Source organism: Chroococcidiopsis thermalis PCC 7203, from assembly GCF_000317125.1.
GTDB classification, from domain to species: domain Bacteria; phylum Cyanobacteriota; class Cyanobacteriia; order Cyanobacteriales; family Chroococcidiopsidaceae; genus Chroococcidiopsis; species Chroococcidiopsis thermalis.
This window is the reverse complement of record NC_019695.1, coordinates 659111-683726: the sequence shown is the minus strand read 5'-3', so window position 1 is coordinate 683726 and position 24616 is coordinate 659111. Positions and strand designations below refer to the sequence as shown.

The following is a 24616-nucleotide window of genomic DNA, read 5'->3' as shown; positions in this document are numbered from 1 at the left end:
TCTAGCCACTAGCCACTAGCCACTAGTCACTAGTCACTAGTCACTAGTCACTGATAACTCTCAACCGTTTGCTGCTTGCTGTTGAGCTATGTACGGGTTTTGCTCCATTTCTGCATTCTGAGGCTGCCAGTATCCTTTGATACCATAGTTAAATAAACCCATGTATTCGTAGAAAATCATCATTGCCCTTCTTGTGGGTGGCAAGTTTGCAGGCAAAGGAGTAGGACGGGGAAAAACGGTGAACCCCAGACTGCGAAACGTTAGTAGCGATCGCATCATATGTGGCGAGTCCGTGATCAAAACGATTCGCTTCACTCCCATCGGTTGCAACATCGCCGCTGTAAATAGTGCGTTCTCTTCTGTTGTCTGAGAACAACTTTCGGCTTTCAATACTGACTTGGGGACTCCTTCCGTTTTGAGCATCTTCACAATATCTGCTCCATCCCCTGCACCACTGGCAAAAATTAGGGGAGCGCGTTTGCTTTTCCACAGGTCAGCAGCAACCTCTACTCTAGACTTTCTCATGTACGCACCGCGACCTAAAATCACGATCGCATCTGCTTTCCTACCCGGATCTTCAGGTAAAAAGGCAATTAATCCCTTACTGGCGATCGCGACTGTAGCCGGAAAACTAACAAGAAAGTAAGCTACTAGCGATAAACTTCCCATCACCAACATGTAACGCTTCCAACGCCATTTGGGAAAAAATTTGACTAGCAGAATGAAAGCTGTTAGCGGTATGACAACCAGTACGGGAGTCATCAGCCAGTGGGAAAGCGTTGACTTCAAGACAAGCCACTGGCTCAGAGGACGAGCGCATAAAGCAGGGTCTAGCATTGAAGTTACCCTCAGCAGTACAAATACTTACTATATCATTAAGCTATGTAAACATACTAGATAGATTTATAACTTTTCGCTACGAGTTATAAACCTTAGATCTACTGTTATTTATCTGTAAATTTCAGTGTTGCAATATACATAAATTACTAAATTAAGAATACAGAAGATGGGAGACAAAGCATTCCCAAATTTAAGACCTCCTAGCCTCTTTTTATGTTCCTGCATTTTCGAGAATACACGTATCGATTTATATTTATGTAGTTATATAAGCATTCTTAGGAATACAATATAATTGCAACCTGCAATCTACCATCGAGCTTTTAGCAGTCAACCGAAACTACTTGCGATCGCTGCCAAATTTCTTCTATTGCCGATCTCGCCCAGTACTTTCTATAGCTTCCGAGCGGATTTAACTTATCTTTAATGAGTAGAAATCAGAAATAAGTCTAGAGATGAATTTGATTTCACTCCAGATTGAGAGATTGTGGAATTGGCAGTTCAAGTGATGAATCTGCCAAAAGTGACTAAAATTTTACCTAATATCTCGCAACTCAAAAGTGTGACATTACTCTCGGAGAAACTTTGGTCTAGCTAGCTGAGTTGAATTTAATTGTTTTTCTAAAGCTTGCCAATCTTCTCGTACAATTAATTGCGCGATCTCATCTAATCGATCGCGATATTGTTGTAGCGATCGCAACAACTCTGGGCGATTGTACCGCGCCATCATCACTCCTAATTCAGGGCTACCACCTCCAACGCGACTTGTATCGCGAAATCCAGAACTAGCAAGTTGTTGTGCTAATTCCAGCACTGCTGGGTTAGGTTCGCTGGCACAAGCAGCAATTAAACTGGCGCTAACCATGACTGGTAAATGAGAAATCCAACTGACGGCGCGGTCGTGATCGGCTGGGTGACAATGATATATAGTAGCTTGGAGCGATCGCGCTAATTGCTCGACAACCTTCACGGCTGTTGGTGGTGTAGTATCAATCGCGGCGATCGCATAAGGTTTGCCGATAAATAATCCTGTTTGGGCAACTTCAATACCACTTTCGGCTTTACCAGCCATTGGGTGTCCGCCGACAAAGTTGTGCCACAAAGGGGCGATCGCGTCTACAATTGGGGCTTTTACCGAACCGACATCGGTTAAAACTGTTGCTGGATCTATGTGGGGAATCAGTTGTTCTACGGTAGGGCGAATCGCTGCCAAAGGAGTGCAGATAAAAATAACTTCTGCGGTTTTGAGACTGGCAAGATCGGCGCTAGCCCGATCGACAGCACCACAAGCGATCGCCTGGGCGCAAGTAGATTCGCGCCGACTGACACCGAAAACTTTGTGTCCTTGCGATCGCCAGTCTAAGCCCAACGAGCCTCCAATCAACCCCAGTCCGATAATACCGATATTCATGACTTGACAATTTTGCTTCCGATCTTACCGTCAATTCCCTTAAATCTAGCGATCGAGGGGGAGAAAGATTTGTGAGAGCGCGATAAATTGAGTAAGAAGATATGGAGGGAAGATTATGAATTCATGGCGCGATCGGATTAATCGAATATCAGGGCGGACTCGGTTTGTTGGCTGTCGGATATTTCTCCATCTTGCAGGGCAAGAAGTAGCACCGCTATTAGGAATTCTCAACCGTCAGGCAAGGGAAGCCATAGACGCTGACGGCGATATTGAAGTCGTAGGTGAAGGTTTGGCAGAAATTTGTCAAAGCTTACTGCAATATGACGAGTATTGGCTCTCTGGGGCAAATGAAGGCGATGTATTCTGGGATGAAGGTGCAGCCAGCGACTATTTCAACGAATTATTTACCGATTCTGCCCAACGCTACTTAAGCGAACCAGATTTAAGTTCCCCCGCTACTACAAATGAAGCTTTTTCCTTGCCCGTTACCCGTAACTTAGTCGTCATGCTGAGTGTAGTTTATGACGGAGAAGTGCCGGAATTAGAAACTAATCTGGCAGATATAAATGCGATGAAGGCTGGATTGAAAGCCCTGATTAATCTACACTATCAAAAAAGATTGTGGGCAATTCAAGTCCAGTTTTCTCCCGCTCAATTTGGCGAAGAACTGACGAACGATCAACTATTACTACATTTTCCCGAATTGGTTCCTTTATAAAAGGAATAGAGCGTAAAAGCAATAGAGACGTAAAATTTTGCGTCTCTACTTTACAACGAATCGATTTTGCCTTCTTCGCGAGCAGAAATAGCTTCTAGACGATTTTTTCCCATAATTCTAAGCGTAATCTGCTTCATCAGCCAGTACAAACCCGTAATAACTGCGAAGGTAACAATCATAATAACAACCGGACGTTTGCCGAATAAATCTTCAACTACAGCAGTAAGGAGAATATCGGGTTGGGTGATAAAATCCCAACTATTAAACCGCAAAAATCTACCTAAATAGACTCCTATTGCACACAAAGCGTGAGCGATCAGCTCTGTGCCCAAAATCCACGTACTTTTACCAATTCTTTGTAAATAAGACCCCAGGTTAATTAAAGATAGTACGTATGCCTCAAATCCAGCTCCCATAAATAATACATATACTGGGATGAGAACCAAAGTAATTAGCCAAACTGAGTGAATATCTCTAATATCTCGATATAAATGAATGATATCAGTTAAAACATACGGTGCGTTCGGTAAAAAAGCAAAAAATACTAAAAATAAAATTGACCAGTTAAAAGTTTGCCAATGCTCTCTAGCGGATGAGATAAATAAGAGATATAAAGGAATACAAACTAAGGGTACGACCCATATTAGCTCGGATGTAACGATACTCATATTGAAACGTAATATATTAGTTAAAACATGACGCGCACTCGGTAAGAAAGCCAACAAATCCAAAAATAATAGCCAAAATAGCCAACGCCGCTTTTGACTTCCTCTAAGAAATAGCCACGCACTCAAAGTTAAAGGAACAAAAGCTAGAAACAAATTCCAGCTCATCCAACGATTATTTTTAGTTAGTACGTGCCATACGTCTGTCATCACGGCTGATAGATCCGGTGGCATAGGCATATCCTCAGTTAAGTTGGTGTTTGAGTAGGAACTTTAACCAACCAGTATAGCTATTCCCAATTGATGCTTAGTGTTCTGAACGCGATCGCGCGGATAGTTAAATAAAGGATATGCAAACAAAAAGGATGCACTTAAGATGCATCCCGCGAATGTCAGTATTTTATCGGTTGTTTGTAATTTCTCAAGTCAGTGGCATCAAACCTTGTGACAAAAACTTAGTTGCAGCTTCAGTTGAAGTATCTCATTTCTGCTTCTAGCTGGCGGATGAGATTCTCATCTCCGTTAGCTCTGGCAACATCTAAACGATGTTGTAGACTTTTTTGAATATTCTGACGGTGAGCTTCGGCGGCTTGTTTTACAGCTTGTTGTTTATTTCTGCTCATAGAGAACATTATTTTTACTTATCTTGTTTATGTTGATTTATCCTAACATAGAGAAATTTTAGTAACAATAGCTACAGAAATAAATTTAAACATTTTTAAGACATATTCCAGCAAATGCCTGTAATACAGATGAATTCAAACCGGATTTTGACTTTAACCAGTGATTTTGGCTTCAGTGACGTGTATGTAGGAGTCATGAAAGGTGCGATCGCCCAAGTGAACCCTAAGCTGACAGTTATCGATATTACTCACGAGATCCCGCCCCAGAATCTCGCTGCGGCTAGATTTTGCTTGTTGGATGCCTATGGCTATTTTCCTGATGGAACCGTGCATGTGGCTGTAGTCGATCCTGGGGTAGGTAGCAATAGACGCGCGATCGCCATAGAATTCGAGCATGGATTCTTAGTGGGACCAGATAATGGAATTTTTAGCGGCGTATTGAGTCAAAGCCCTGCGATCGCCGTTGTAGAACTGACTCATTCTCAATACTGGCGCACTCCCCAACTCTCAAAGACTTTTCACGGACGAGATATTTTTGCCCCAGTAGGGGCGCATCTTGCGAGTGGAGTTCCCTTAAGAGAATTGGGGAGAACGATCGATCTTGCTACGCTACTACAGTTAGACTTACCCCAGTTAATCTATACTCCTACAGAAATAATTGGTTGCATCCAATATATCGATCGCTTTGGCAATTTAGTCACTAATATTCCTGGTAGCGACGTGGAAAATCGAAGTTGGACAGTACGATTAGGCGAACGAATCGTCCCAGGGTGTCAAACATACAGCAACGTCTCTCCTGAAGCGGCACTCGCCTTAGTTGGTAGTCATGGCTGGGTAGAAATTGCCATCAATTGCGGCAATGCCCAGTTACAATTGCAGCAGCATTGGGGAGATAGAGTAGAAGTGGTTATTAGTGAGAGATAAGTTATGACTCAACAAATAGTATCCGAAACATATCAAGGTCAGTTTGGTGAGTTTACAATCGATAAAAGCGATCGCCTCGGTGTTATTATCTATCGAACTGGCTTAGCGATCGCCGCCCTCAGCTTTGCAATTGGTAGTACTCTAGTTCTGTCGAACCCTCATCCCGGTGTTTTTCCAGCACTCACACCCCTATTTTTCTGTTTTTGCGGTGCGTTGGGTGTTAGCTTACTAACTATTCATATATATCTGGCAGTATTGCATCGCGTCCTACAAATATTTTGGGCGATCGGGACGATCGCCGCAGTCGCGATCGCATTGAGTAATAGTACGCCACTTGCTGTCACGGTTTACGAACATCCAATAACTTTATTGGGTGTTGGCTTTATTTTTGCAGCGCTCACAGGAATTTACTTCAAAGAGGCATTTTGTTTTAATCGGTTTGAAACTAAATTTCTCACACCTCTAGTACCAATTCTATTGTTAGGACATTTAAGCGGTATTTTACCGCTCCAGTGGGAACAAATCATGCTTGGTACGTGGGCTGTACTATTCGTTATCTTTGCCATTCGTAAAGCAGTACAACCAATTCCACCTGATATTGGTGATAAATCCGTGTTTGCTTATTTAAAGACACAAAAGACAGCAACAGTAGATAGCCAGTAGAAGTTACCCCTGCGCTAGAAAAACTCACAAAACATGGTTTGAAACTCACTTATAGCGATTCTCGTTATGATGCGATACATTCGTAGGGGCGCACATCTGTGCGCCCCTACAGATCTTGTATTTCATCGAATTGAAAAAGGCTATATCTGTAGTCCGCCTGCGCGGACTTAGTTTTTCTAGTCGCGAATTCTATTCGCCTAATCCTACTAAGTTTGAAGAGTTGACGACTGAAATCGAATTTTGGATTAAAGTAGATTCTACACCCTAAGCTATGCAAAACTACATTTTTAATGGCTGCTAAAAAGCGATCGCAATTCAAACTACTAAATATCACTCTCATTCGACAACAAGAAATATGGTTGCCTACGGTATGGGGATGGTTATTTTTGATCTTATTAACTTTAACTTTATTGACTGTCAGTATTAGTAACTTACCTTCATTTCTAGCTGTTAATCAACCAGTTAACGCTGAAGTTTTGGTCATTGAAGGCTGGCTACCAGACTATGCAGTTAAAGAGGCACTAGCTAGATTTAAACGCGGTTCCTATCGCCAGATCGTGACTACAGGTATTCCGATTGAAAGAGGATGCTACTTAGCTGAATATAAAAATTATGCCGAGCTAGCAGCAGCAACCTTAAAAACGTTAGGATTAGAGTCAGAAAAAATCGTTCCCGTCCCGACACCAGAAGTACGTAAAGACCGAACTTATGCTTCTGCTATTGCTTTTAAACAGTGGTTAGAAAAGGCAAATACACCAATAAAATCGATTGATTTACTAACACTCGATTTACATGCTAGACGAAGCTGGCTGCTGTATCGTCAAGCACTAGCTTCAACCAATACTAAAGTCGGTATTATTGCCATGCCACCCATCGATTACGATCCAAAATACTGGTGGCGCTACAGTGCAGGTGTGCGGAAATTGATTAATGAGTTAGTTGCATATATTTACGCGCGTTTTATTAACTGGAATACTTAAACCAAGTACAAACAGCAATCGCCTTTGCAGCCTACAGAAGTTATTTGTGGCGATCGCCATCGGCTTCCCGTACATGATATAGTTCAAATTTTACTTCTTCTTTAAGAATGCTACGTATATTCTCGTAGAATTCAAATTTTACGTAAAATTGGTAAAAAAACAAGCCGATCGGTGTAAAGATAGTTACATTATAAATATATTTTTAAGTCTTATCTTCTGATGACATCTTTAAAAACGCCATCAGAGACAGATGCAAAGATATTATTCAAAGTTATTCAAATCAGCTAGGTAGTAATCTTCTCCGGCTGCACTTTGCAGTTGATATTTGTATTTCTAGAGGTATCCTTAGGTGGATCGTAGTCATAATTTTCGGATTGCGTGGTTGTTGCCTGTTGCGTGGTTTTATTGGCAGCCAGCGCTTTGCCAATTTACACAGATATTTCCTCAAACTAAAGTATTTACTGGACTTTTTCCTGGTTTTGCACGAGGATTTGACAACTCATTTGTAGTAGAAGTTATCGGTAAATTTCATGTGCTAGAAATGGCGCGAGAAACGACAAGCTACGGATCTAATTTCACATATCTGTCTCCCAGTATTATTTTCCACTTGCTTCGGCTTAGACCTCATGCCATATTTTCTAGTTCTTTTGGCATTTGGACAATTCTAGCACTCCTATTAAAACCGCTTTGTTGGTGGCGAGTCATCATTGCCTATGAAGGTAGTTCGCCTAGTGTAGACTATCGCAATTCAGCATTACGTTTATTAGTTCGGCGACTAATGGTCAAGCTTGCCGATGCTTGCATTACCAACAGTCATGCTGGAAAAGCCTATCTAGTAGATATTCTTAACGCTAAAGACAGCCGCGTTTTCGTTCAGCCTTACGAAATTCCCGACACCAAAACTTTAGCAATTCAGGAAAATCTTGAGTTAAATAATTCTCAAATCCAGCGACCAGTTTTTCTTTTCGTCGGACATATTATTCCCAGAAAAGGATTACAGATATTGCTAGAAGCCTGCCAGATTCTTCAGCAACAAGGTTATCGAGAATACACATTACAAGTTATAGGCAATGGATCGCAACAAGAAGAACTAGAAAAATTCGCTCAAGAGAATCATCTGACTGACTGCATCCAGTGGGTAGGCAGAGTAGATTACAACCTCATCAGTGCTTATTTTCACAATGCTGATGTCTTCGTACTACCAACGCTAGAAGATACTTGGGGTGTGGTGGTACTAGAAGCAATGCTGATGGGTAAACCAATTTTATGTTCTACAGGTGCGGGAACGTCAGAACTTATAGTGCATGGTGAGAATGGCTATGTATTTGACCCCAATCAGCCGGAAAAACTAGCCGAACTCATGTGTCAGTTTATCAATCGCCCGACGGCGATCGCAGACATGGGTAAAAAATCGCAACAAATCATGTGTCAATATACCCCAGAAGCAGCATCAAAATGCCTAGTTCAGGTGACAAACCTAGTTTTAAATAATTGAAATTTATGACTATGAAAAAAGTTGCTATCCTGACGCATGATATTGGAGGTGGTGCGTTCACTAGCTTAGGAACTGCCCTCTCGCGCGGCTTTCAGGAATTAGGAATCAATTGTGAGTTTGTGGTTTTAAAGGCAACTCAAGCAGAAAAAGAGCAATATCCAAACATTAATATAGTTACTCTCAATACTCAACGCACGGCTTTTTCTCTACTCCCAACTGTTCGCTATCTCAAACAAAGTAAACCAGATGTTATCTTTCCAATGCCTTGGTATTTTAATATCACGGCAATTTGGGCAAGGTATCTATCAGGAATTGATAGCCAAATTATTATTGGCGAACACAATATTATTAGCTTAGAAACAGGCATCGAGCATCAAGATAAACTGCACCTGCAATCTCTGCCGATGCTAATGCGGTACACGTATCCCTATGGTGATGGCTTAATTGCCGTTTCTCAAGATACGATCGCCGACTTAGTTGAAACAATTAAAGTGCCACCGCGTATTCCGATGCGGGTCATTTTCAACCCCATTGACCTCGATCGCGTGCAACAACTAGCGAAAAAACCAACCGATCACCCCTGGTTTCTAGACTCTGAAACACCAACCATCGTTACGGTAGCTCGTCTAGCCAAGCAAAAACAACTCGATGTATTGCTGCGTGCTTTTGCCCGCGTTGTCAAGATTCAGCCTGCCAGATTGTTGATTTTGGGTGAAGGACCCTTGCGATCGCAACTAGAAAACCTGTGCTACGAACTCCAAATTGAAGATTGCGTAGCGATGCCGGGATACGACCGCAACCCTTACAGATACATGTCTGCCTGTGACGTATTCGTACTCGCATCCGCTTGGGAAGGATGTCCGATCGCTTTACAAGAAGCAATGGCTTGCGGTGCGGCTGTTGTCGTCAACGATGCCCCGGGCGGATCGAAGGATCTGATCGAATATGGGAAGCACGGAATGATGGTAGCTGCTGGAGATTCAGAAGCACTGGCAACAGGAATTTTGCAAATCCTCAGCAACTCCAGCCTCAAGCAGCATTATCAAAACCAGGCGCGTAAACGGGCGCGAGACTTTCAGTATTTGAAAATCGCTCAGCAATATTTAGATTTCTCTACCACTGGGTTAGTCCGCCAAGAGGTACTGTGTCGATGAAGATTCTATTGTCTGCCTATGCCTGCGAACCAGGTCGAGGAACTGAACTAGGGGTAGGTTGGAACACAGTTCGAGAGGTTGCCAAATACCATCAAGTTTGGGTACTAACTCGACCTGATGACGGTCGCGAGGCAATTGAAGCAGAGCTAGCGCATCATCCAGTCCCCAACCTGCATTTTATCTATTTCACCTTGCCAATCTGGGGTGGCGGTTGGAAGTGGGGCAATGGAGCATTTCAAATCCACTACTATCTCTGGCAGATTCAAGCTTATTTTGTTGCCCGTCAACTGCATCTTCAAATTGGCTTCGACTTAATTCAGCACGTCACTTTTGTTAAGTACTCTAGTCCCAGTTTTCTCTCTCTGCTACCAGTTCCCTTCATTTGGGGTCCAGTAGGCGGTGGCGAAACTGCGCCAAAGGCTTTTTGGCAAGACTTCAGCTGGAGAGGCAAAGTCTACGAAATACTGCGTGACTTCTCTCGTCGTTTAGGAGAACTCGATCCGTTTGCTCGTTTGACAGCCAGACGCTCTGTCTTAGCTTGGGCAACTACTGAGGATACGGCGCGACAACTCTCTCAAATGGGAGCGAAAAACGTCAAAGTCCTTTCCCAAGTCGCTTTACTCCCAGAAGAGATCGCCCGTCTGAGTCAGAGTTATATTTCTAGCGATCGCCCAGTCCGATTTATTTCTATTGGTAGATTGCTGCATTGGAAGGGTTTTCACCTGGGACTACGTGCCTTTGCTCAAGCAGATTTACCCTCTGATGCCGAGTATTGGATTGTGGGAGACGGACCCGAACGGAAACGGCTGCAAATTCTTGCCCAAGAGTTAGGGATTATCTCTCAAGTCATGTTCTGCCCTGAGATGTCCCGCGAACGCATCTGGCAAATGATGGCAGATGCACGAGCATTGATTCATCCTAGTTTGCACGAATCTGGAGGATTTGTCTGCTTAGAAGCAATGGCAGCAGGTCGTCCGGTTGTCTGTCTCGATTTAGGTGGACCAGCGGTTCAGGTCACCGAGGCAACAGGTTTTAAAGTCCCCGCAATCGAACCTCAGCAAGCTGTTGCAGGTATTGCTGATGCTATGTCTCGTCTGGCAAACGATGCTGAACTGAGTGCCGAATTGGGCAAGGCAGGACAGAAGAGGGCAAACGAGCTGTTCAACTGGGCAAATAAGGGTCAGCAGTTAGTTCAGTGCTACGACAACATTCTCAATCGACAAACAATTCCCCATGCGTATTCTCACAGTTCATAACTATTACCAACAACCAGGTGGTGAAGAACAAATCTTTGCTACCGAATCAGCTCTTTTAGAAACACGCGGTCATCAAGTACATCGCTACACGATTCATAACGATCGCGTTGAGGGAATGAATCCTCTAACTCTGGCGAAAAAAACAATCTGGAATAACGATGTATACCGCGACCTACGGGCGATCGTCCGCCAGGAACGACCGGAGGTTGCTCATTTCCACAACACTTTTCCTCTGATTTCTCCAGCCGCGTATCACGCCATGAAAGATGAAGGTGTACCAGTCGTCCAAACTTTGCACAATTATCGTCTCTTATGCCCCAATGCTCTGTTTTTTCGCGATGGCAAGATTTGCGAAGACTGTTTGGGAAAATGCGGTGCTATACCTGGCATCGTTCGCGGTTGCTACCGAGATAGTCAAACTGCGAGTGGAGTTGTAGCGGCAATGGTGAACTTGCACTCGATGATGTGTACTTGGACAAAAACAGTAAATGTATTCGTAGCGTATAGCCATTTTGCTTTGCAGAAATTCGTTCAAGGTGGCTTACCGGAGAAAAAAATTCAATTTAAAACTAATTTTCTACATCCCGCTCCCGCACCAGGAACAGGACGTGGTGGATACGCTATTTTTGTCGGGCGGCTTTCGCCAGAAAAAGGTTTAGGGACGCTACTAGCTGCTTGGGAACAATTGGGCGGAAAAATCCCTTTGAAAATTGTTGGCGATGGACCGTTAGCACCTCAAGTTATTGAGGCAACAAAGCGCGTACCAGGAGTGGAGTGGCTAGGACGCAGACCGTTGGAAGAGGTTTACGAGTTAATGGGAGAAGCTGCTTTGTTGATTTTTCCTTCTGAATGGTACGAGACTTTTGGCAGAGTTGCGATCGAGGCTTTTGCCAAGGGAACTCCTGTAGTAGCTTCAGCAATTGGTGCGATCGCCGAGTTAGTTACGCCTGGGCAAACCGGACTTCATTTTCTTCCAGGTAACACCCAAGACCTTGTAGAGCAAGTAGAGTGGGCTTTATCACATCCAGAAGAACTGATGCAGATGCGCCAAGCAGCTAGGGCTGAATTTGAGGCTAAGTATACTGCGGAGGAAAACTATCGTCGCATGATGGAAATTTATACCTTAGCTCCTCATGTCTAACTTACATGTAGCAGTATACAGCGCGCTCTGGTGCTTGTATCTAGAGGTCGATCTATGAAAGTAGAGGCGGCGTGTCAGCAACAACGCAAGGGATTAATTAAAAGTTCCACAATTGTACTATTGGCATTTGCTACTGCTTATTTTGCCCGTATCATCGAGGCATTAGGAGTACCCGCAGCAATTAATTTTTTACACTTTGCTACAGTTCCACTTGCCTGTGGTATTGCTCTTGTCAAAGCTCGCTCTAAAAGCCAGCGTCAGCTTACCATCGTCCAAGAAATGCTCTTAGGTTTATTAATATTTTTCATCTCAATCTGTGCTAGCGGACTACTCAATAATGCTGGATTAATTAATGTAGTTCTCAATTATTTAATGCTAGCCGAGCCGTACTTACTTCTAGTAGCGATCGCCTGCATTCCCATGTCTTTAACTAGCACGGAAAAACTGCACTGTTGGTTAGTGCGTTTTGGCTTTATCAATCTCCTGCTTGCTTTGCTCCAGCGCTTTGTTCTCAATTTACATCTTCAGGAAGGTTTAGAAGACAATATTAAAGGAGTTTTTTTAAACCAAGGTTCTGGTCATGTTGTTGGTGCTTCAGTTTCATTAACATTTGGTACGTACTATTTATGTATTGCTAAAGAACGTCCACTTTGGCTGCGAGCATCTGTATTTATTACTACTATCGTTCACGTATTAGTATCAGATGCCAAACAAGTTCTAGCAGTATTTTTAGTTGCTCTCGTACTTCTTTTTTGCACTAAATTAAAAGATATTACAGAATTTGTAAAATACTCGATTGGAGCAATTTTAGCTGTATTTATCGCAGTTTGGTTGGCAAATAATGGGTTTCTCGCTTGGAGCGTCGATATGACTTTAGAGGGGATGAAGCTTAAACTAGTAGGATTCTCAATTATTCCTTCTTTCTATCATTCTCCGCTCAACCCTTTATTGGGGCTTGGTCCCGGTCACACGATCGGACGTTTAGGGGGGTGGATGCTGCGTGATTATTGGGATCTGCTCTCCCCTTTAGGAGCAACTCAACTTTCCGTGAGCGAAGCCGTATGGAGTGTGGTAGGAGCAAGCTGGTTTGGCGATAAATCTAGCATGTTTTCGCCGTTTTTTGGTTGGGCAGGAATTTGGGGAGATTTGGGTCTGCTAGGGTTAGGAGCTTATTTTTATCTTGCATTTCTTGTTTGGTGCAGGCTGTGTTCGGACGATCTTTCTCGGTTTTTTCTCCTAACTATATTTGTTTTTGGATTAATTTTCACTCAAATAGAAGAACCTGGTTACATGCTCTTTATGGCTATTCTTGTCGGTCTGCAATGGCAAACCAATCGCTTGAGACGGCTATCATAATTCTGTATCTTCAGAGTTTTGCGATCGAGCAATCTACGAGCTATTAAATAGAAGCAAATCTGCTACTATAGCTGGGTACTGATCGTACCATGACTGAGCAATTATTATTTTTTAATGAAGTTGCTAAACTACTATTGCTTGTCAGTAAATTTTGGTATAAATTTAGACATATAAATAATGTTCAAGGCAGTTCTCATCAATCCCACCGTACTTTGAGAAGACGTGTAGCAATTTCTCAAATCTATAGGTGCTATTATTTCTGTTGGTTATTATTTAATCGGTAATCATTATATTTTTTTCATCACTTCTATGACTCATTTAACATGCAAATTGAATTTAATCAAATAAATCATGAGTTATCAAAACAGGAGAAAGAAAATCAATACTTTTCCAAAGTTTTTCTAGTAAAAACTATAATTTTGATGGATTTGAAATCTTTTTTTTATCGTTAAAAACGCAAATAATCAATGATTAGCAATGCTATAAATTACTTTCAAACTATACTGTCATTCATGGTAATGACTCAAGTGAAGAGTTCAGGGAAATGAGATTCGATACAACAAATAAAGTAGAAGCAGTGGAGTTAATCCAACCAATAGCATCGGATTTTCCCGGTCTAGCCATCACTCAATCGTTTCATACTCCAGTCAATAAATCGGAGTTAGAAGTTATTCCGGCTGAAATTCCTCAAATTAGAATTTGTGTGATTGGCTCACCAATCACGATAGCACCTTTCGATCGCCAAATAGAAATGATGTTGGAGTGGGCTAGCAGTCGTGCTAGCCGATTTGTATGCGTGGCAAACGTCCATATGCTGGCAGAAGCCTACTGGCATCCAGAATTTCATGCAGTGTTAAATCGTGCAGATTTAATTACTCCTGATGGTATGCCCTTAGTATGGATGATGAAACTAATGGGAGCGCAACATCAAAATCGCGTTGCTGGGCTAGATATTATGTTATCTATTTGCCAACAGGCTTCGCAGCGTCAGATAAAAGTTTTTTTTCTTGGTTCGGAAGCTTCCATATTAAAACAGATGCGAAAGCACTTAGAGCGTGACTTTCCCGCTTTAGAAATTGCTGGAATGGAGCCACTACCATTCCGTCCGCTCACGAGAGCAGAAGATGCAGCAGTTATTCAAAAAATTCATGATAGTGGAGCTGGCATTGTATTTTTGGCTCTGGGATGTCCGAAGCAAGAATACTGGATGGATCGACATAAAGACAAAATTCATGCCGTTATGATTGGTGTAGGCGGAGTATTTCCAGTGTATGCAGGAATTCACAAACGCGCTCCCTTGTGGATGAGAAACTTTGGTTTGGAGTGGTTTTACAGATTAATTCAAGAACCACGTAGACTCTGGAAAAGATATACTACCACCATGCCCCTGTTTATCTGGCTAGCTTTGAAGCAGCTATTAACTCAGGGAGCAAGAAGCAGTGACCAGTGACCAATAACCAATAATCAACAACTACTTATCACCGCTCTTCACAAACAACTAATAACTGATAACTAGCCCCCTGCCCCTAATTTGTGGCAATCTGAGAGACAGATAGACTCATCTGATAATCTCGCTACAAAAATTCAGCCAATAGGTTATGCAGACTCTCCCCAACCCAGCTACAGTAAAATCTTCTTCTGGCGAACTTTCCACTGATACTACTATTCATCGCCGCCAGACTCGTCCGATTCAGGTAGGAAACGTCACGATTGGTGGTAGTCATCCAGTGGTGGTGCAATCCATGATCAACGAAGACACCCTGGACATAGATGGTTCCGTTGCTGCTATTCGTCGCCTACATGAAATTGGCTGCGAAATAGTCCGCGTCACCGTACCAAGTATGGCACACGCTCAAGCCTTAGCAGAAATCAAACAAAAGTTGTATGCCTCATACCAACCAGTTCCAATCGTGGCTGACGTGCATCATAATGGGATGAAAATTGCCTTGGAAGTTGCCAAGCACATCGATAAAGTGCGGATCAATCCTGGCTTGTACGTATTTGAAAAACCTAAATCCAATCGCACTGAGTACAGTCAAACAGAATTCGAGGAAATTGGCGACAAGATTCGCCAAACTTTGGAACCACTGGTAGTCTGCTTGCGCGACCAGGGTAAAGCCATGCGGATTGGCGTGAATCACGGCTCCCTGGCAGAAAGAATGCTGTTTACCTACGGCGACACCCCAGAAGGAATGGTAGAATCAGCCCTGGAATTCATTCGGATTTGCGAATCGCTGGACTTTCGTAACTTAGTGATTTCTCTTAAAGCATCGCGAGTGCCCGTGATGATCGCTGCCAATCGCTTGATGGTTAAGCGGATGAATGAGCTAGGCATGGACTATCCCTTGCATCTAGGCGTGACGGAAGCTGGAGATGGCGAATACGGTCGAATCAAATCTACAGCTGGGATTGGGACACTGTTAGCTGAAGGGATTGGCGATACCATCCGCGTATCGCTGACAGAAGCGCCAGAAAAAGAAATTCCCGTTTGTTACAGCATTCTGCAATCTTTAGGTTTGCGGAAAACAATGGTAGAGTACGTTGCTTGTCCTTCTTGCGGACGCACTCTGTTTAATTTAGAGGAAGTGTTGCATAAAGTTAGAGAGGCAACAAAGCACCTAACAGGTTTAGATATCGCCGTTATGGGTTGTATAGTCAATGGTCCAGGGGAAATGGCGGATGCGGACTACGGCTATGTAGGGAAGCAACCTGGTTACATTTCTCTCTATCGCGGTCGAGAAGAAATCAAGCGCGTTCCTGAAGATCGAGGAGTGGAAGAATTGATTAACTTAATTAAGGCAGACGATCGCTGGGTCGATCCGTAAGCAGTGACCAGTGACCAAGGTTTGTCTGCTGCGGTCACTGGTCACTGTCAAAACTGGTCACTGTCTGAGCGCCCTGTGTTAAATTGGGCTTACTTGGTTTGCTTTGTTCTCCGGCTGTGCAGTGTCAATACGATCATGAATAAGCGTGGAATTTTCTTGGGTGCAACAGCAGTGATGCTCTCGACTGCCGCAGTTGCCAGTTTTAGCGATCGCTCTCAAACTCAAGCTTTCTTTCGTGAAAGTCCGAAAGAATTAGTCGATGAAGTTTGGCAAATAATCGATCGGCAGTATGTAGACGGGACTTTCAACAAGGTCAATTGGCAAGCTGTACGCAAAGAGTACTTGAGCCGCTCTTATGCCAATCGAGAGGATGCATACAAAGCAGTCCGACAAATGCTAGAAAAGCTCAAAGATCCATATACCCGATTTATGGATCCAGAAGAATTCAAGAATATGCAGGTAGATACTTCTGGAGAACTAACGGGAATTGGCATTCAAATCGCCCAAGATGAGAAAACAAAGCAATTAACTGTAATTGCCCCAATTGAAGATACACCCGCTTTCAGTGCCGGAATTCTTGCTAAGGATACAATCGTCAAAATTGATGGTAAAAGCACTAAGGGAATGGATGTGAATCAAGCAGTGTCGCTGATTCGGGGACAACCAGGTACAGAAGTACAAATCACGATTTTGCGCAACGGACAGCAGAAGGATTTTCGGATAAAACGGGCGCGAATTGAAATTCATCCAGTGCGTTACAGCTACCAGAATAGCCCAACAGGTGGTATAGGGTACATTCGCTTAAATCAGTTCAGTGCCAATGCTGCCACGGAAATGCGCGATGCAATTAAAAATTTAGAAAAGAAACAGGTATCCGGTTATATTTTGGATTTACGTAACAATCCTGGTGGGTTGTTATTGTCCAGCATAGAAATTGCTCAAATGTGGCTGGAAGACGGGGTTATTGTTTCCACTAAGAACCGACAAGGGAAGCAAGACATTGAAAGGTCTAACCACCATCCATTAACTAATAAACCCCTAGTCGTACTAGTAAATGACGGTTCGGCAAGCGCCAGTGAAATTCTTTCTGGGGCGCTACAGGATAACAAACGCGCGGTTTTAGTTGGAGAAAAAACTTTTGGTAAAGGGTTGGTACAGTCGGTACGCAGCTTGGGAGATGGTTCTGGCTTAGCTGTGACTATAGCGAAGTACTTTACCCCCAACGGGCGCGACATCAATAAGTCTGGGATTGCTCCTAATGTAGTAGTATCGCTGACGGATAAAGAAAAACAGGCGTTGTTTCTACAAAATCGCGACAAAGTTGGTACGCCATCAGACCCGCAATATGCTAAGGCACTAGACATATTAAAGAAGCAAATTGCAGCTAAGGGGAACTCTGCTACAAGGTAGGGAGAAAGTGTTCCCCACCGATTACATAGGCTGGCATTTTCCGGCACGGATGAGTCCAACGCGACGGGCGATCGCTTCTGCTTGAGATGGGAACGGTCCCCAACGTTCCTTTGCTTCTGCATCTGGCTCTATATTCACTTGCTCGTCAGAAACAATTTGACAATGACCGTCCGCTAGCTTGACAATAAACCAAGTTTGTGAATTCATCATAGAAAAAAGTTGAGCGCTGTTCTGTCTGGTATCCTCAATTCTAAGCTGTTCGCAGACAAGAGCATATTTGTAGGGGCGCACAGCTGTGCGCCCCTACAGATCGTGTAATTTATCTAATCGAAAACGACAGATCTTTTCAGCAAAGGTAATCAAGCCTGATGCATCAACGGTTGCCGTTACCGTTACTGCCAGTTGCCAAAACTCGCTCGGCTAACTTGTCAGGAACTTCTTGCAAGTGATGGTATTGCCACTGGAAGGAACCAACACCTAGAGTTAGCGATCGCAACTCGACAATGAAGTTCTGCATCTCGGCTTGAGGTAAGTAAGCAATCAGCTTGTCCCAACCAGACCAATCAGATCTTCCTTCATAGCCGAGAATTTGTCCCCGTCGCCCGCTCACCAGTTGCATCACCTTGGAGGTGAATTCGCTGGGCGTATTGACTTCAATTGAGGCGATCGGTTCTAATAGCGTCGGTTCGCACTGAGTCATTCCCGTTTGCATAGCTAGCCGTGCCGCTTGTTTAAATGCTTGCTCGGAGCTATCAACTGTATGATAAGAGCCGTTGGTCAAGGTGACGGCAACATCAACTACGGGAAAACCTAAAGGACCGTGTACCAAAAATTCCTTCACACCAACTTCAACGCCAGGAATATATTGCTTCGGGACAACGCCACCTACAATCTTTTCGCTAAAATTAAAGCCTTCTCCGCGTCCAAGCGGTTTAATATCTAGGTAAACATCGCCAAACTGCCCGTGTCCTCCTGACTGGTGCTTGTAGCGCCCGTGAACTGAAGCAGCAGGCTTGCGAATGGTTTCTTTATAGGGTACTTGTGGTAGATGAGTCCCCATTGGTAAGTTATACTTCCGACGCAGGCGATCGAGGGCTACTTGCAAGTGAATTTCGCCTTGTCCCCACAGGATCACTTCGTGGGTATCGCCGTGCTGTTCCCACATTAAAGATGGGTCTTCTTCTAACAGCTTAGTCAACGCTGCACTCAATTTGACTTCGTCGTTGCGTTTTTCCGGGGCGATCGCCAAGGCATAAACTGGTCTGAGTATATCTGCTTTAGGTAGTTCTGTGGCTTGTCCGTTGGCTGAGATGGTGTCGCCAGTTTTTACGCCATCCAAGCGGCTGAGGGCAACAATTTCACCAGCTTCAGCTTCATTTATCGAGTTTTGTTGTTGTCCTAGTAGCCGATAAATCCCGCCAGCGCGAGTACCATTCAATACGATGCCATCGGTTAACTTACCCTGCCATACCCGTACTAGGGAAAGTTTGCCTCCTTGGGGCGTGTAATAGGTTTTCAATACTTGGGCTATGGGAGTTTCAGCAGTAGCGCCAAGCCCTCGTCGTTGAGCAGTGTCTTGTGGTTCAGGTGCTTCTCGTAACAGTGCTTCTAAAAGCGGTCTAACTCCAAAATCTCGGTCTGCAACTCCACAAAATACTGGAACGACTAAATCTGCCCCTAATTCTAATTTCAAGTCTTGCAGAATTTCTTCTTGAGGCGGCTCGATCTCTTCTAAAAGTTCTTCCAATAAATGGTCGTCAAAGTTGGCTAATTCTTCCAACATTTCCGCTCTAGCTGCCTGTTCCTGTGCCTTTAAAGATGCTGGCAATGGAATCGGATCGGCTGGTGCGCCAGAGTGGTATTGATATGCTTGTTCGCTGACTAGATCGATAAATCCAGTTAGCTGTTCGTCTTGAATAATGGGATATTGATGCGGTACGAGCGGACGCTTGGAAACAGCTTTAAGGGCGTGCAACATATCCATGAAATTGTTGCTAACCCGATCCATTTTGTTAATAAATACGAGATGGGGAATTTCCCAATCGTCAAGAAATTTAAATAAGGGAGCGAGGGTAAGTACCTTCTGACGCAAACCGTTTTCATTGTTATCATTTGCTGGCTCGCAAACAACAACTGCTGCATCTACGCCCATGAGAGCGTTATATGTCTCTTGAGCAAATTCGACTGAACCCGGACAGTCAACAAATGTGAAGCGGACACCTTCATACTCGGTACTAGCGGCGCTCACTTCTACACTCATTTGGCGATCGCGCGCTTCCGCTGCACTGTCTCCTACGGTGTTACCGTCGCGGACGCTACCTTTACGAGTAATAGCTCCTGTGACCGATAACAAACTTTCGAGCAAAGTTGTTTTTCCGCTCAAATAAGGACCGACAATTGCAACATTGCGCGTACTCGCTCTGACATTTTCATTCATACAACCTCCTACGCGGATTCTTTTATGAGAAGCCGCACGATCGTGAGTAGACAATGGATAATGTTGTAGAGAATTATCCCGTCTTTAATCCGACCTTATCTTGTCTTTAATCGTAAGAATGAAAATTGTAGTTTCTCGTAAGAATTAGCTAAATTAAAGTTAATTAGCTTGAAGTTTTATGCAGATATTTGGAGTTTTATCAAGGAGAGAGTGGTAATTGGTAGTTGGTAGTTGGTAGTTGGGTGGTGCGTGGTGCGTGGTGCGTGGTGCGTGAAGAAGGGGTGTAGGGTGTAGGTTGTAGTGGATTGTTGACTGGTCACTGGTCACTGGTCACTGGTCACTGGTCACTGGTCACTGGTCACTGCTCCCTGCTCGTGCGCTCCCTCTCATCAAGCTTTGCAGGCAAGCATTGAGTAACTCCCAATTCAAAGAGTTATATTTTGTCTGCCCTTCCTTGCGAATATCGAGCAACCCTGCTTCCGCTAGAGTTTTAGAGTGGTGGCAGAAGAGGGCAAGGCTAATACTTAATTTTTGCGCAATCTCCGTACCGCTCAATTCTCCAGCATGGGCGAGTAACTCGACAATTTTCAATCTGGTGGGGTCGGCAAGGGCTGCAAAGATTTTTGCCCGACGACAGCTATCGTCTACTTCAGCTACAGGTAGGGACTTGGGCTGGTCTAGATTATTGTGTGTCATCATCGTTCGTCCGCGATCGCGCTACTTGTCAAATAGTTAAATAGCTACTTGACTTTTTAATTTATCTTGTCTAACATAATAGTCAAGTGGTTGTTTAACTACTTAAATTTTAACCTACGGTTGGCGATCGGTAATAGGTAGTTGGTAGTTACCTTTTGCTTGTGCTAATCCGGTTTTGATGAAGAAGGAGACTTGTAGGTATGACAGATCGTGTCAAGCCGTTGACTCTCACTGCTGAGAACTTTCAAATAGAGGTCATTGAGAGTAAAACACCAGTGCTAGTAGATGTTTGGGCAGCCTGGTGCGGACCTTGTAGGGTAGTTAACCCAATCGTGGAAGAGATTGCTGCCAATTTTGCCGGACGCGCCACAGTAGGCAAGCTGAATATTGACGAGTACGGAGAAATTGCTTCTCGATATCAGGTGCAGGCAATTCCGACGCTGTTATTTTTCCAAAATGGCGTAGTTGTAGATCGAGTTGTTGGTGTTGTTGGGGCAAAAGCGATCGCGCAAAAATTGAATGCTTTGTTAGAGCCAGCAGCAGATCGACAAGCTGCTTAGACATTACATCTGTAGAGGCGTGAAATTTCGCGCTTCTACAGTCCACATTATTTCATACACTTTTTATCCATTTACCCTAGTAAAGCCTATGAATACCAACATCGATCTATTCTCACCCGTTCGGCTCGGTCGTTACGAATTACCTAACCGAATGGTGATGGCTCCCTTAACGCGCAACCGTGCGGGAGAGGGTAACGTGCCGAGAGAATTGAATGCAGAATATTACGCCCAAAGAGTCTCGGCAGGACTGATTATTACAGAAGCGACTCAGGTGTCGCCACAAGGCTTAGGTTATCCGTTTACCCCTGGTATTCACTCCCAAGAACAGGTAGAAGGCTGGCGGCTAGTGACGAAAGCCGTACACGATCGCGGTGGCAAAATTTTTCTCCAGCTATGGCACGTCGGGCGAATATCTCACCCCGATTTGCAAGTCGATGGAGCATTGCCCGTTGCACCTAGCGCGATCGCGCCATCAGAAGGTATGGCAGCTACTTACGAAGGAGAAAAGCCTTACGTTACACCCCGCGCCCTAGAAACAGCAGAAATTCCAGGAATTGTAGAACAATATCGCCAAGGGGCAAAAAATGCGTTGGCGGCTGGGTTTGATGGCGTAGAAATTCACAGCGCCAACGGCTATCTGCTCGATCAATTTCTCCACGATGGCTCCAATCACCGTACAGATGAATATGGTGGCTCGATTGAAAATCGCGCCCGCTTGCTAATGGAAGTGACTGAAGCAGTCGTTAGTGTTTGGGGTGCAGATAGAGTGGGAGTCAGACTTTCACCCAGTGGCACTTTTGGCAGCGTCTACGACTCCGATCTCAAAGCATTGTTTACCTATGTAGTTGATGCGCTCAACCAATTTGAATTAGCTTATCTACATTTGGTAGAGCCGAGAGTTGCTGGTAACGAGACAGTAGAAAATCCTACTTCAGAATTGTCATCAAAATACTTCCGTCCGATCTACAAAGGGACTCTCATCAGTGCTGGCGGCTACGATCGCGAATCGGGAAATGCAGTATTAGCCTCTGGAGATGCGGACTTAGTTGCTTACGGTAGACTGTTTATTTCCAACCCCGACTTACCGCAGCGTTTTGCTCTCAACGCACAATTAAACCCCTACGATCGCTCTAGCTTTTATGGCGGAGACAAGAGGGGTTATACAGATTATCCATCTTTGGAATTGCAGGCTGCTGGTTGATGGGGGTAGGGGCGCACGGCTGTGCGCCCCTACTTTACCCAATTTATTTACTAGCAGGTGGTTCTTTATCTTTGAGCAAATCACTTGCAACTTTGAGCAGATCGTGCAGAATCTTGCGTAGTTGATGCTCTCCTTTCGCGATCGCTTCTCCTACTTCTTTAAGTCTATCTTCAAGCGATCGCCCTTCTACTGATTCTCCGACATCAGCTTTGTTACGGGTGCGGCTGTACCAGTGCGTAGCCTCATCTATTCTTTCTTTGATTTCCTCGTAGCGTCCGCCATAGCGGGCGGCTAGATTGGCGCGAACGATCGCCAATTGTGCTTGGAGTTGAGCGTAACGCTTCTTCATTAAAGCGAATTCTTCGCTATTTTTGAAGGCATTAATGGCGGATTGGATCGAATCTTTCAAACTAGAATCTGATTCTTTACCAACTTCTTCTACATCAACCAAGAGGCGATCGATCTCTTGTTGTAGTTCCTCTTCTTGAGTGTCAATTCTGGATTGTAGTTGGTGAACTTCTGCCTGCTCTTTGACAATAGTTTGCCGTTTGCCACTACTGTAACCTTCAATAAATCCTTCAACCGCAGCAGTGATTTCCTCTTTGATCTCGCTACCCTTATCCTTAAAGTTATCGCTAACTGCTGAAATGGTATCTCTGAAAATTTGACGAATATCGCTAGTACCTGCTTTTATCTCCGTACGAACATCATATATAGCAGATTGAACGATTTCGCGAATCCTACTCGATCGCAACTGTCCAGTAGTTTTTGCTTCCTCAAATTCGGAGCGAATTTGCGTCCTAATTTGCTCGACTATATTTCTTTGTGGATAAGTTGACGTACCTGTCTCATCTACAGGACGCTGAGCAAAATCCTCAAAATTCTCGTAGTCTTTAGCATCGAAACTAGAGTCATACTGGTCGAGATTAGGAGTTTTTTCCTCATGAACCAATCCTGGCTTACCTTGAGCTAGATCGTTCATGATTTTTTGTTTTTCTTCATTACTTAAAGTCACTTTTGTTTCTCCCACTTACTAAATTGAGCTACTAAAACTGAACTGTAGTAAAAGAATTGTTTTTGCTTTCTTCTTTGCGCCTGTGCATCTAACGCTTCGCCTTCGGCTAATGCGTGAAACACAATCAAAACTTTATCCAATCTAAGAAAAAATCTCTGATATCGTGTTCGGTTAATCGCTCGTAAATACCGTCAGAATGAATTCTGGTAAACCCACCCTTGCAATACTCTGGTTATTGCAACGAACTTAATATGACTTATCCCTACATTAATGACAAACAAATCCAATCGCACTCTTTCTGACGGATGAAAGTCAATCTAGAACAAGCTGAGTTGCTGAGGAAATGGCTGCAAATCGTTCCAGGGAAGCGGCGGAACCACAACCCCTTTTTGTGTCAATAACTGGTGAAACGACCGAGCATTGTGCGGCGATCGCTCTTCTGTGGGACAATGTATAAAGAAATAAATCTGGGTTCCTTGACTTAGATTGCGATCGATAAAATCAACCCATTCCTCAAGAAACAGCTGATTCAACTCCCATTTTGGGTGACTGATAAAACGAACTAAGCTAAACGGTGCAGCGATCCTAAATTCTACTGGTAACTTAGGTTTGCGGCGTTCGGAGTGAATCTGCGGATCGTCTGGTGCATCGTATATCGGACGGCTATCGAGTAAAACTCTACCTATCCCTAATTGTTTCAGAAGCGTTGTTAGTTGACTAGCGTGAGGCTCTTGAAACCAACTTGGATGACGTACCTCTAAAGCCAGCGACGTTTTTTCTCTCAAAGCGTTTAAGAATATTGTTAAGTCTTCTATTGCTTCTGGACTATATCGGGGTGGGAGTTGAGCAAAAATTGGTCCCAAGCGATCGCCTAAACCTTGCATTCGTGCTATGAAACTCAAAGCATCGGGAATATGTGGTTCTAGCAAGCCTTGATGGGTAATGTCTCGCGGTAACTTGAGGCAGAATTTAAATTCTGGTGGTGTTTCTGCTGCCCAGCGCGCTACAGTATCGGCATCAGGGATAGCGTAAAAGGTGGTGTTTCCTTCAACAGTCGTGAGACGCTGGCTGTATAAACCTAAAAATTCACCCACACGACTTCCAGTCGGATAAAAATCGCCTACCCAACCTTTATACGACCAAACAGCACAGCCAAGATGAAAAGTCAAAAGTTAAAAGTTAAAAGTTAAAAAACTGTAAGGACTGGTTTTTACTAAGATCTTCAGCTAAAGCTGTCAATCTATTTGCT

24 protein-coding genes are annotated in these 24616 nt (G+C 43.9%); 14 read left to right on the top strand and 10 right to left on the bottom strand.

The window, feature by feature from the left end:
- Positions 1-60: 60 nt before the first annotated feature.
- On the bottom strand, positions 61-837 hold the full coding sequence (locus CHRO_RS03025) for a YdcF family protein (protein WP_015152707.1): 777 nt from the start codon (positions 835-837) through the stop codon (positions 61-63).
- A 568-nt stretch (positions 838-1405) separates the two neighbouring features.
- On the bottom strand, positions 1406-2248 hold the full coding sequence (locus CHRO_RS03020; protein ID WP_015152706.1) for a prephenate/arogenate dehydrogenase: 843 nt from the start codon (positions 2246-2248) through the stop codon (positions 1406-1408).
- A gap of 115 nt (positions 2249-2363) precedes the next feature.
- Here CHRO_RS03020 and CHRO_RS03015 point away from each other — a divergent pair, with 115 nt between their 5' ends.
- On the top strand, positions 2364-2966 hold the full coding sequence (locus CHRO_RS03015; RefSeq protein WP_015152705.1) for a DUF1517 domain-containing protein: 603 nt from the start codon (positions 2364-2366) through the stop codon (positions 2964-2966).
- 50 nt (positions 2967-3016) lie between these two features.
- Here the strand turns inward: CHRO_RS03015 and CHRO_RS03010 are convergent, their stop codons facing one another.
- Positions 3017-3865 carry a DUF1361 domain-containing protein gene (locus CHRO_RS03010; RefSeq protein ID WP_015152704.1) on the bottom strand — a complete coding sequence of 283 codons (849 nt, stop codon included), beginning with the start codon at positions 3863-3865 and terminating at the stop codon, positions 3017-3019.
- 233 nt (positions 3866-4098) lie between these two features.
- The gene (gene pirA, locus CHRO_RS31555; RefSeq protein WP_181245476.1) at positions 4099-4254 is read right to left on the bottom strand and encodes an arginine synthesis PII-interacting regulator PirA; all 156 of its coding nucleotides are present in this window, start codon (positions 4252-4254) and stop codon (positions 4099-4101) included.
- 129 nt (positions 4255-4383) lie between these two features.
- Here pirA and CHRO_RS03005 point away from each other — a divergent pair, with 129 nt between their 5' ends.
- The 11 genes from CHRO_RS03005 to ctpC all read left to right on the top strand — a co-directional run bounded on the left by CHRO_RS03005 (position 4384) and on the right by ctpC (position 17458).
- Entirely contained in the window at positions 4384-5178 is a 795-nt protein-coding gene (locus tag CHRO_RS03005; RefSeq protein ID WP_199755623.1) for an SAM hydrolase/SAM-dependent halogenase family protein, read from the top strand.
- A 3-nt stretch (positions 5179-5181) separates the two neighbouring features.
- A complete protein-coding gene (locus tag CHRO_RS03000) occupies positions 5182-5841 on the top strand; it encodes a DUF2301 domain-containing membrane protein (RefSeq protein ID WP_015152701.1) in 660 nt (219 codons plus the stop codon).
- Positions 5842-6131: 290 nt separating this feature from the next.
- Positions 6132-6821 (top strand): ElyC/SanA/YdcF family protein, encoded by a 690-nt coding sequence (locus CHRO_RS02995; protein ID WP_015152700.1) that lies wholly within the window; start codon positions 6132-6134, stop codon positions 6819-6821.
- Between the two features lie 349 nt (positions 6822-7170).
- The gene (locus tag CHRO_RS02990) at positions 7171-8316 is read left to right on the top strand and encodes a glycosyltransferase family 4 protein (protein ID WP_015152699.1); all 1146 of its coding nucleotides are present in this window, start codon (positions 7171-7173) and stop codon (positions 8314-8316) included.
- Positions 8317-8321: 5 nt separating this feature from the next.
- Positions 8322-9470 carry a glycosyltransferase gene (locus CHRO_RS02985; RefSeq protein ID WP_041462336.1) on the top strand — a complete coding sequence of 383 codons (1149 nt, stop codon included), beginning with the start codon at positions 8322-8324 and terminating at the stop codon, positions 9468-9470.
- Positions 9467-10726 carry a glycosyltransferase family 4 protein gene (locus tag CHRO_RS02980; RefSeq protein WP_015152697.1) on the top strand — a complete coding sequence of 420 codons (1260 nt, stop codon included), beginning with the start codon at positions 9467-9469 and terminating at the stop codon, positions 10724-10726. The genes CHRO_RS02985 and CHRO_RS02980 overlap by 4 nt, the downstream gene beginning before the upstream one ends.
- Positions 10704-11867: a glycosyltransferase gene (locus CHRO_RS02975; protein WP_015152696.1), complete on the top strand. Its 1164-nt coding sequence runs from the start codon at positions 10704-10706 to the stop codon at positions 11865-11867. The genes CHRO_RS02980 and CHRO_RS02975 overlap by 23 nt, the downstream gene beginning before the upstream one ends.
- Before the next feature lie 54 nt (positions 11868-11921).
- Complete coding sequence (locus CHRO_RS02970; RefSeq protein ID WP_015152695.1) at positions 11922-13223, top strand: hypothetical protein; 1302 nt, start codon at positions 11922-11924, stop codon at positions 13221-13223.
- 544 nt (positions 13224-13767) lie between these two features.
- Positions 13768-14673: a WecB/TagA/CpsF family glycosyltransferase gene (locus CHRO_RS02965; RefSeq protein ID WP_015152694.1), complete on the top strand. Its 906-nt coding sequence runs from the start codon at positions 13768-13770 to the stop codon at positions 14671-14673.
- Positions 14674-14821: 148 nt separating this feature from the next.
- Positions 14822-16048: a (E)-4-hydroxy-3-methylbut-2-enyl-diphosphate synthase gene (gene ispG / locus CHRO_RS02960; protein WP_015152693.1), complete on the top strand. Its 1227-nt coding sequence runs from the start codon at positions 14822-14824 to the stop codon at positions 16046-16048.
- Positions 16049-16183: 135 nt separating this feature from the next.
- Entirely contained in the window at positions 16184-17458 is a 1275-nt protein-coding gene (gene ctpC, locus CHRO_RS02955) for a carboxyl-terminal processing protease CtpC (protein WP_015152692.1), read from the top strand.
- Positions 17459-17479: 21 nt separating this feature from the next.
- Here the strand turns inward: ctpC and CHRO_RS02950 are convergent, their stop codons facing one another.
- The 4 genes from CHRO_RS02950 to CHRO_RS02940 all read right to left on the bottom strand — a co-directional run bounded on the left by CHRO_RS02950 (position 17480) and on the right by CHRO_RS02940 (position 20594).
- Positions 17480-17668: a hypothetical protein gene (locus CHRO_RS02950; RefSeq protein ID WP_041462750.1), complete on the bottom strand. Its 189-nt coding sequence runs from the start codon at positions 17666-17668 to the stop codon at positions 17480-17482.
- A gap of 163 nt (positions 17669-17831) precedes the next feature.
- Entirely contained in the window at positions 17832-19895 is a 2064-nt protein-coding gene (locus tag CHRO_RS02945) for an elongation factor G (RefSeq protein ID WP_015152690.1), read from the bottom strand.
- 176 nt (positions 19896-20071) lie between these two features.
- Positions 20072-20215 carry a hypothetical protein gene (locus tag CHRO_RS31550; protein ID WP_181245475.1) on the bottom strand — a complete coding sequence of 48 codons (144 nt, stop codon included), beginning with the start codon at positions 20213-20215 and terminating at the stop codon, positions 20072-20074.
- Between the two features lie 31 nt (positions 20216-20246).
- A complete protein-coding gene (locus tag CHRO_RS02940) occupies positions 20247-20594 on the bottom strand; it encodes an ArsR/SmtB family transcription factor (protein ID WP_015152689.1) in 348 nt (115 codons plus the stop codon).
- A gap of 197 nt (positions 20595-20791) precedes the next feature.
- On the opposite strand from CHRO_RS02940, the gene trxA reads away from it, so the two are divergent.
- Positions 20792-21151 carry a thioredoxin gene (gene trxA, locus CHRO_RS02935; RefSeq protein WP_015152688.1) on the top strand — a complete coding sequence of 120 codons (360 nt, stop codon included), beginning with the start codon at positions 20792-20794 and terminating at the stop codon, positions 21149-21151.
- 88 nt (positions 21152-21239) lie between these two features.
- Positions 21240-22352 carry an alkene reductase gene (locus CHRO_RS02930; RefSeq protein WP_015152687.1) on the top strand — a complete coding sequence of 371 codons (1113 nt, stop codon included), beginning with the start codon at positions 21240-21242 and terminating at the stop codon, positions 22350-22352.
- A 43-nt stretch (positions 22353-22395) separates the two neighbouring features.
- On the opposite strand, the gene CHRO_RS02925 is transcribed toward CHRO_RS02930, so the two are convergent.
- Positions 22396-23367 (bottom strand): hypothetical protein, encoded by a 972-nt coding sequence (locus tag CHRO_RS02925; RefSeq protein WP_015152686.1) that lies wholly within the window; start codon positions 23365-23367, stop codon positions 22396-22398.
- A gap of 317 nt (positions 23368-23684) precedes the next feature.
- On the bottom strand, positions 23685-24536 hold the full coding sequence (locus CHRO_RS02920; RefSeq protein ID WP_015152685.1) for a DUF72 domain-containing protein: 852 nt from the start codon (positions 24534-24536) through the stop codon (positions 23685-23687).
- Positions 24537-24616: the final 80 nt, after the last annotated feature.

Excerpts from the sequence above, each read along its gene's own strand:
- CHRO_RS03025 (WP_015152707.1), bottom strand. The coding sequence starts at position 837 with ATGCTAGACCCTGCTTTATGCGCTCGTCCTCTGAGCCAGTGGCTTGTC.
- CHRO_RS03020 (WP_015152706.1), bottom strand. The coding sequence starts at position 2,248 with ATGAATATCGGTATTATCGGACTGGGGTTGATTGGAGGCTCGTTGGGC.
- CHRO_RS03015 (WP_015152705.1), top strand. The coding sequence starts at position 2,364 with ATGAATTCATGGCGCGATCGGATTAATCGAATATCAGGGCGGACTCGG.
- CHRO_RS03010 (WP_015152704.1), bottom strand. The coding sequence starts at position 3,865 with ATGCCACCGGATCTATCAGCCGTGATGACAGACGTATGGCACGTACTA.
- pirA (WP_181245476.1), bottom strand. The coding sequence starts at position 4,254 with ATGAGCAGAAATAAACAACAAGCTGTAAAACAAGCCGCCGAAGCTCAC.
- CHRO_RS03005 (WP_199755623.1), top strand. The coding sequence starts at position 4,384 with ATGAATTCAAACCGGATTTTGACTTTAACCAGTGATTTTGGCTTCAGT.
- CHRO_RS03000 (WP_015152701.1), top strand. The coding sequence starts at position 5,182 with ATGACTCAACAAATAGTATCCGAAACATATCAAGGTCAGTTTGGTGAG.
- CHRO_RS02995 (WP_015152700.1), top strand. The coding sequence starts at position 6,132 with ATGGCTGCTAAAAAGCGATCGCAATTCAAACTACTAAATATCACTCTC.
- CHRO_RS02985 (WP_041462336.1), top strand. The coding sequence starts at position 8,322 with ATGACTATGAAAAAAGTTGCTATCCTGACGCATGATATTGGAGGTGGT.
- CHRO_RS02980 (WP_015152697.1), top strand. The coding sequence starts at position 9,467 with ATGAAGATTCTATTGTCTGCCTATGCCTGCGAACCAGGTCGAGGAACT.
- CHRO_RS02975 (WP_015152696.1), top strand. The coding sequence starts at position 10,704 with ATGCGTATTCTCACAGTTCATAACTATTACCAACAACCAGGTGGTGAA.
- CHRO_RS02970 (WP_015152695.1), top strand. The coding sequence starts at position 11,922 with ATGAAAGTAGAGGCGGCGTGTCAGCAACAACGCAAGGGATTAATTAAA.
- CHRO_RS02965 (WP_015152694.1), top strand. The coding sequence starts at position 13,768 with ATGAGATTCGATACAACAAATAAAGTAGAAGCAGTGGAGTTAATCCAA.
- ispG (WP_015152693.1), top strand. The coding sequence starts at position 14,822 with ATGCAGACTCTCCCCAACCCAGCTACAGTAAAATCTTCTTCTGGCGAA.
- ctpC (WP_015152692.1), top strand. The coding sequence starts at position 16,184 with ATGAATAAGCGTGGAATTTTCTTGGGTGCAACAGCAGTGATGCTCTCG.
- CHRO_RS02950 (WP_041462750.1), bottom strand. The coding sequence starts at position 17,668 with ATGATGAATTCACAAACTTGGTTTATTGTCAAGCTAGCGGACGGTCAT.
- CHRO_RS02945 (WP_015152690.1), bottom strand. The coding sequence starts at position 19,895 with ATGAATGAAAATGTCAGAGCGAGTACGCGCAATGTTGCAATTGTCGGT.
- CHRO_RS02940 (WP_015152689.1), bottom strand. The coding sequence starts at position 20,594 with ATGATGACACACAATAATCTAGACCAGCCCAAGTCCCTACCTGTAGCT.
- trxA (WP_015152688.1), top strand. The coding sequence starts at position 20,792 with ATGACAGATCGTGTCAAGCCGTTGACTCTCACTGCTGAGAACTTTCAA.
- CHRO_RS02930 (WP_015152687.1), top strand. The coding sequence starts at position 21,240 with ATGAATACCAACATCGATCTATTCTCACCCGTTCGGCTCGGTCGTTAC.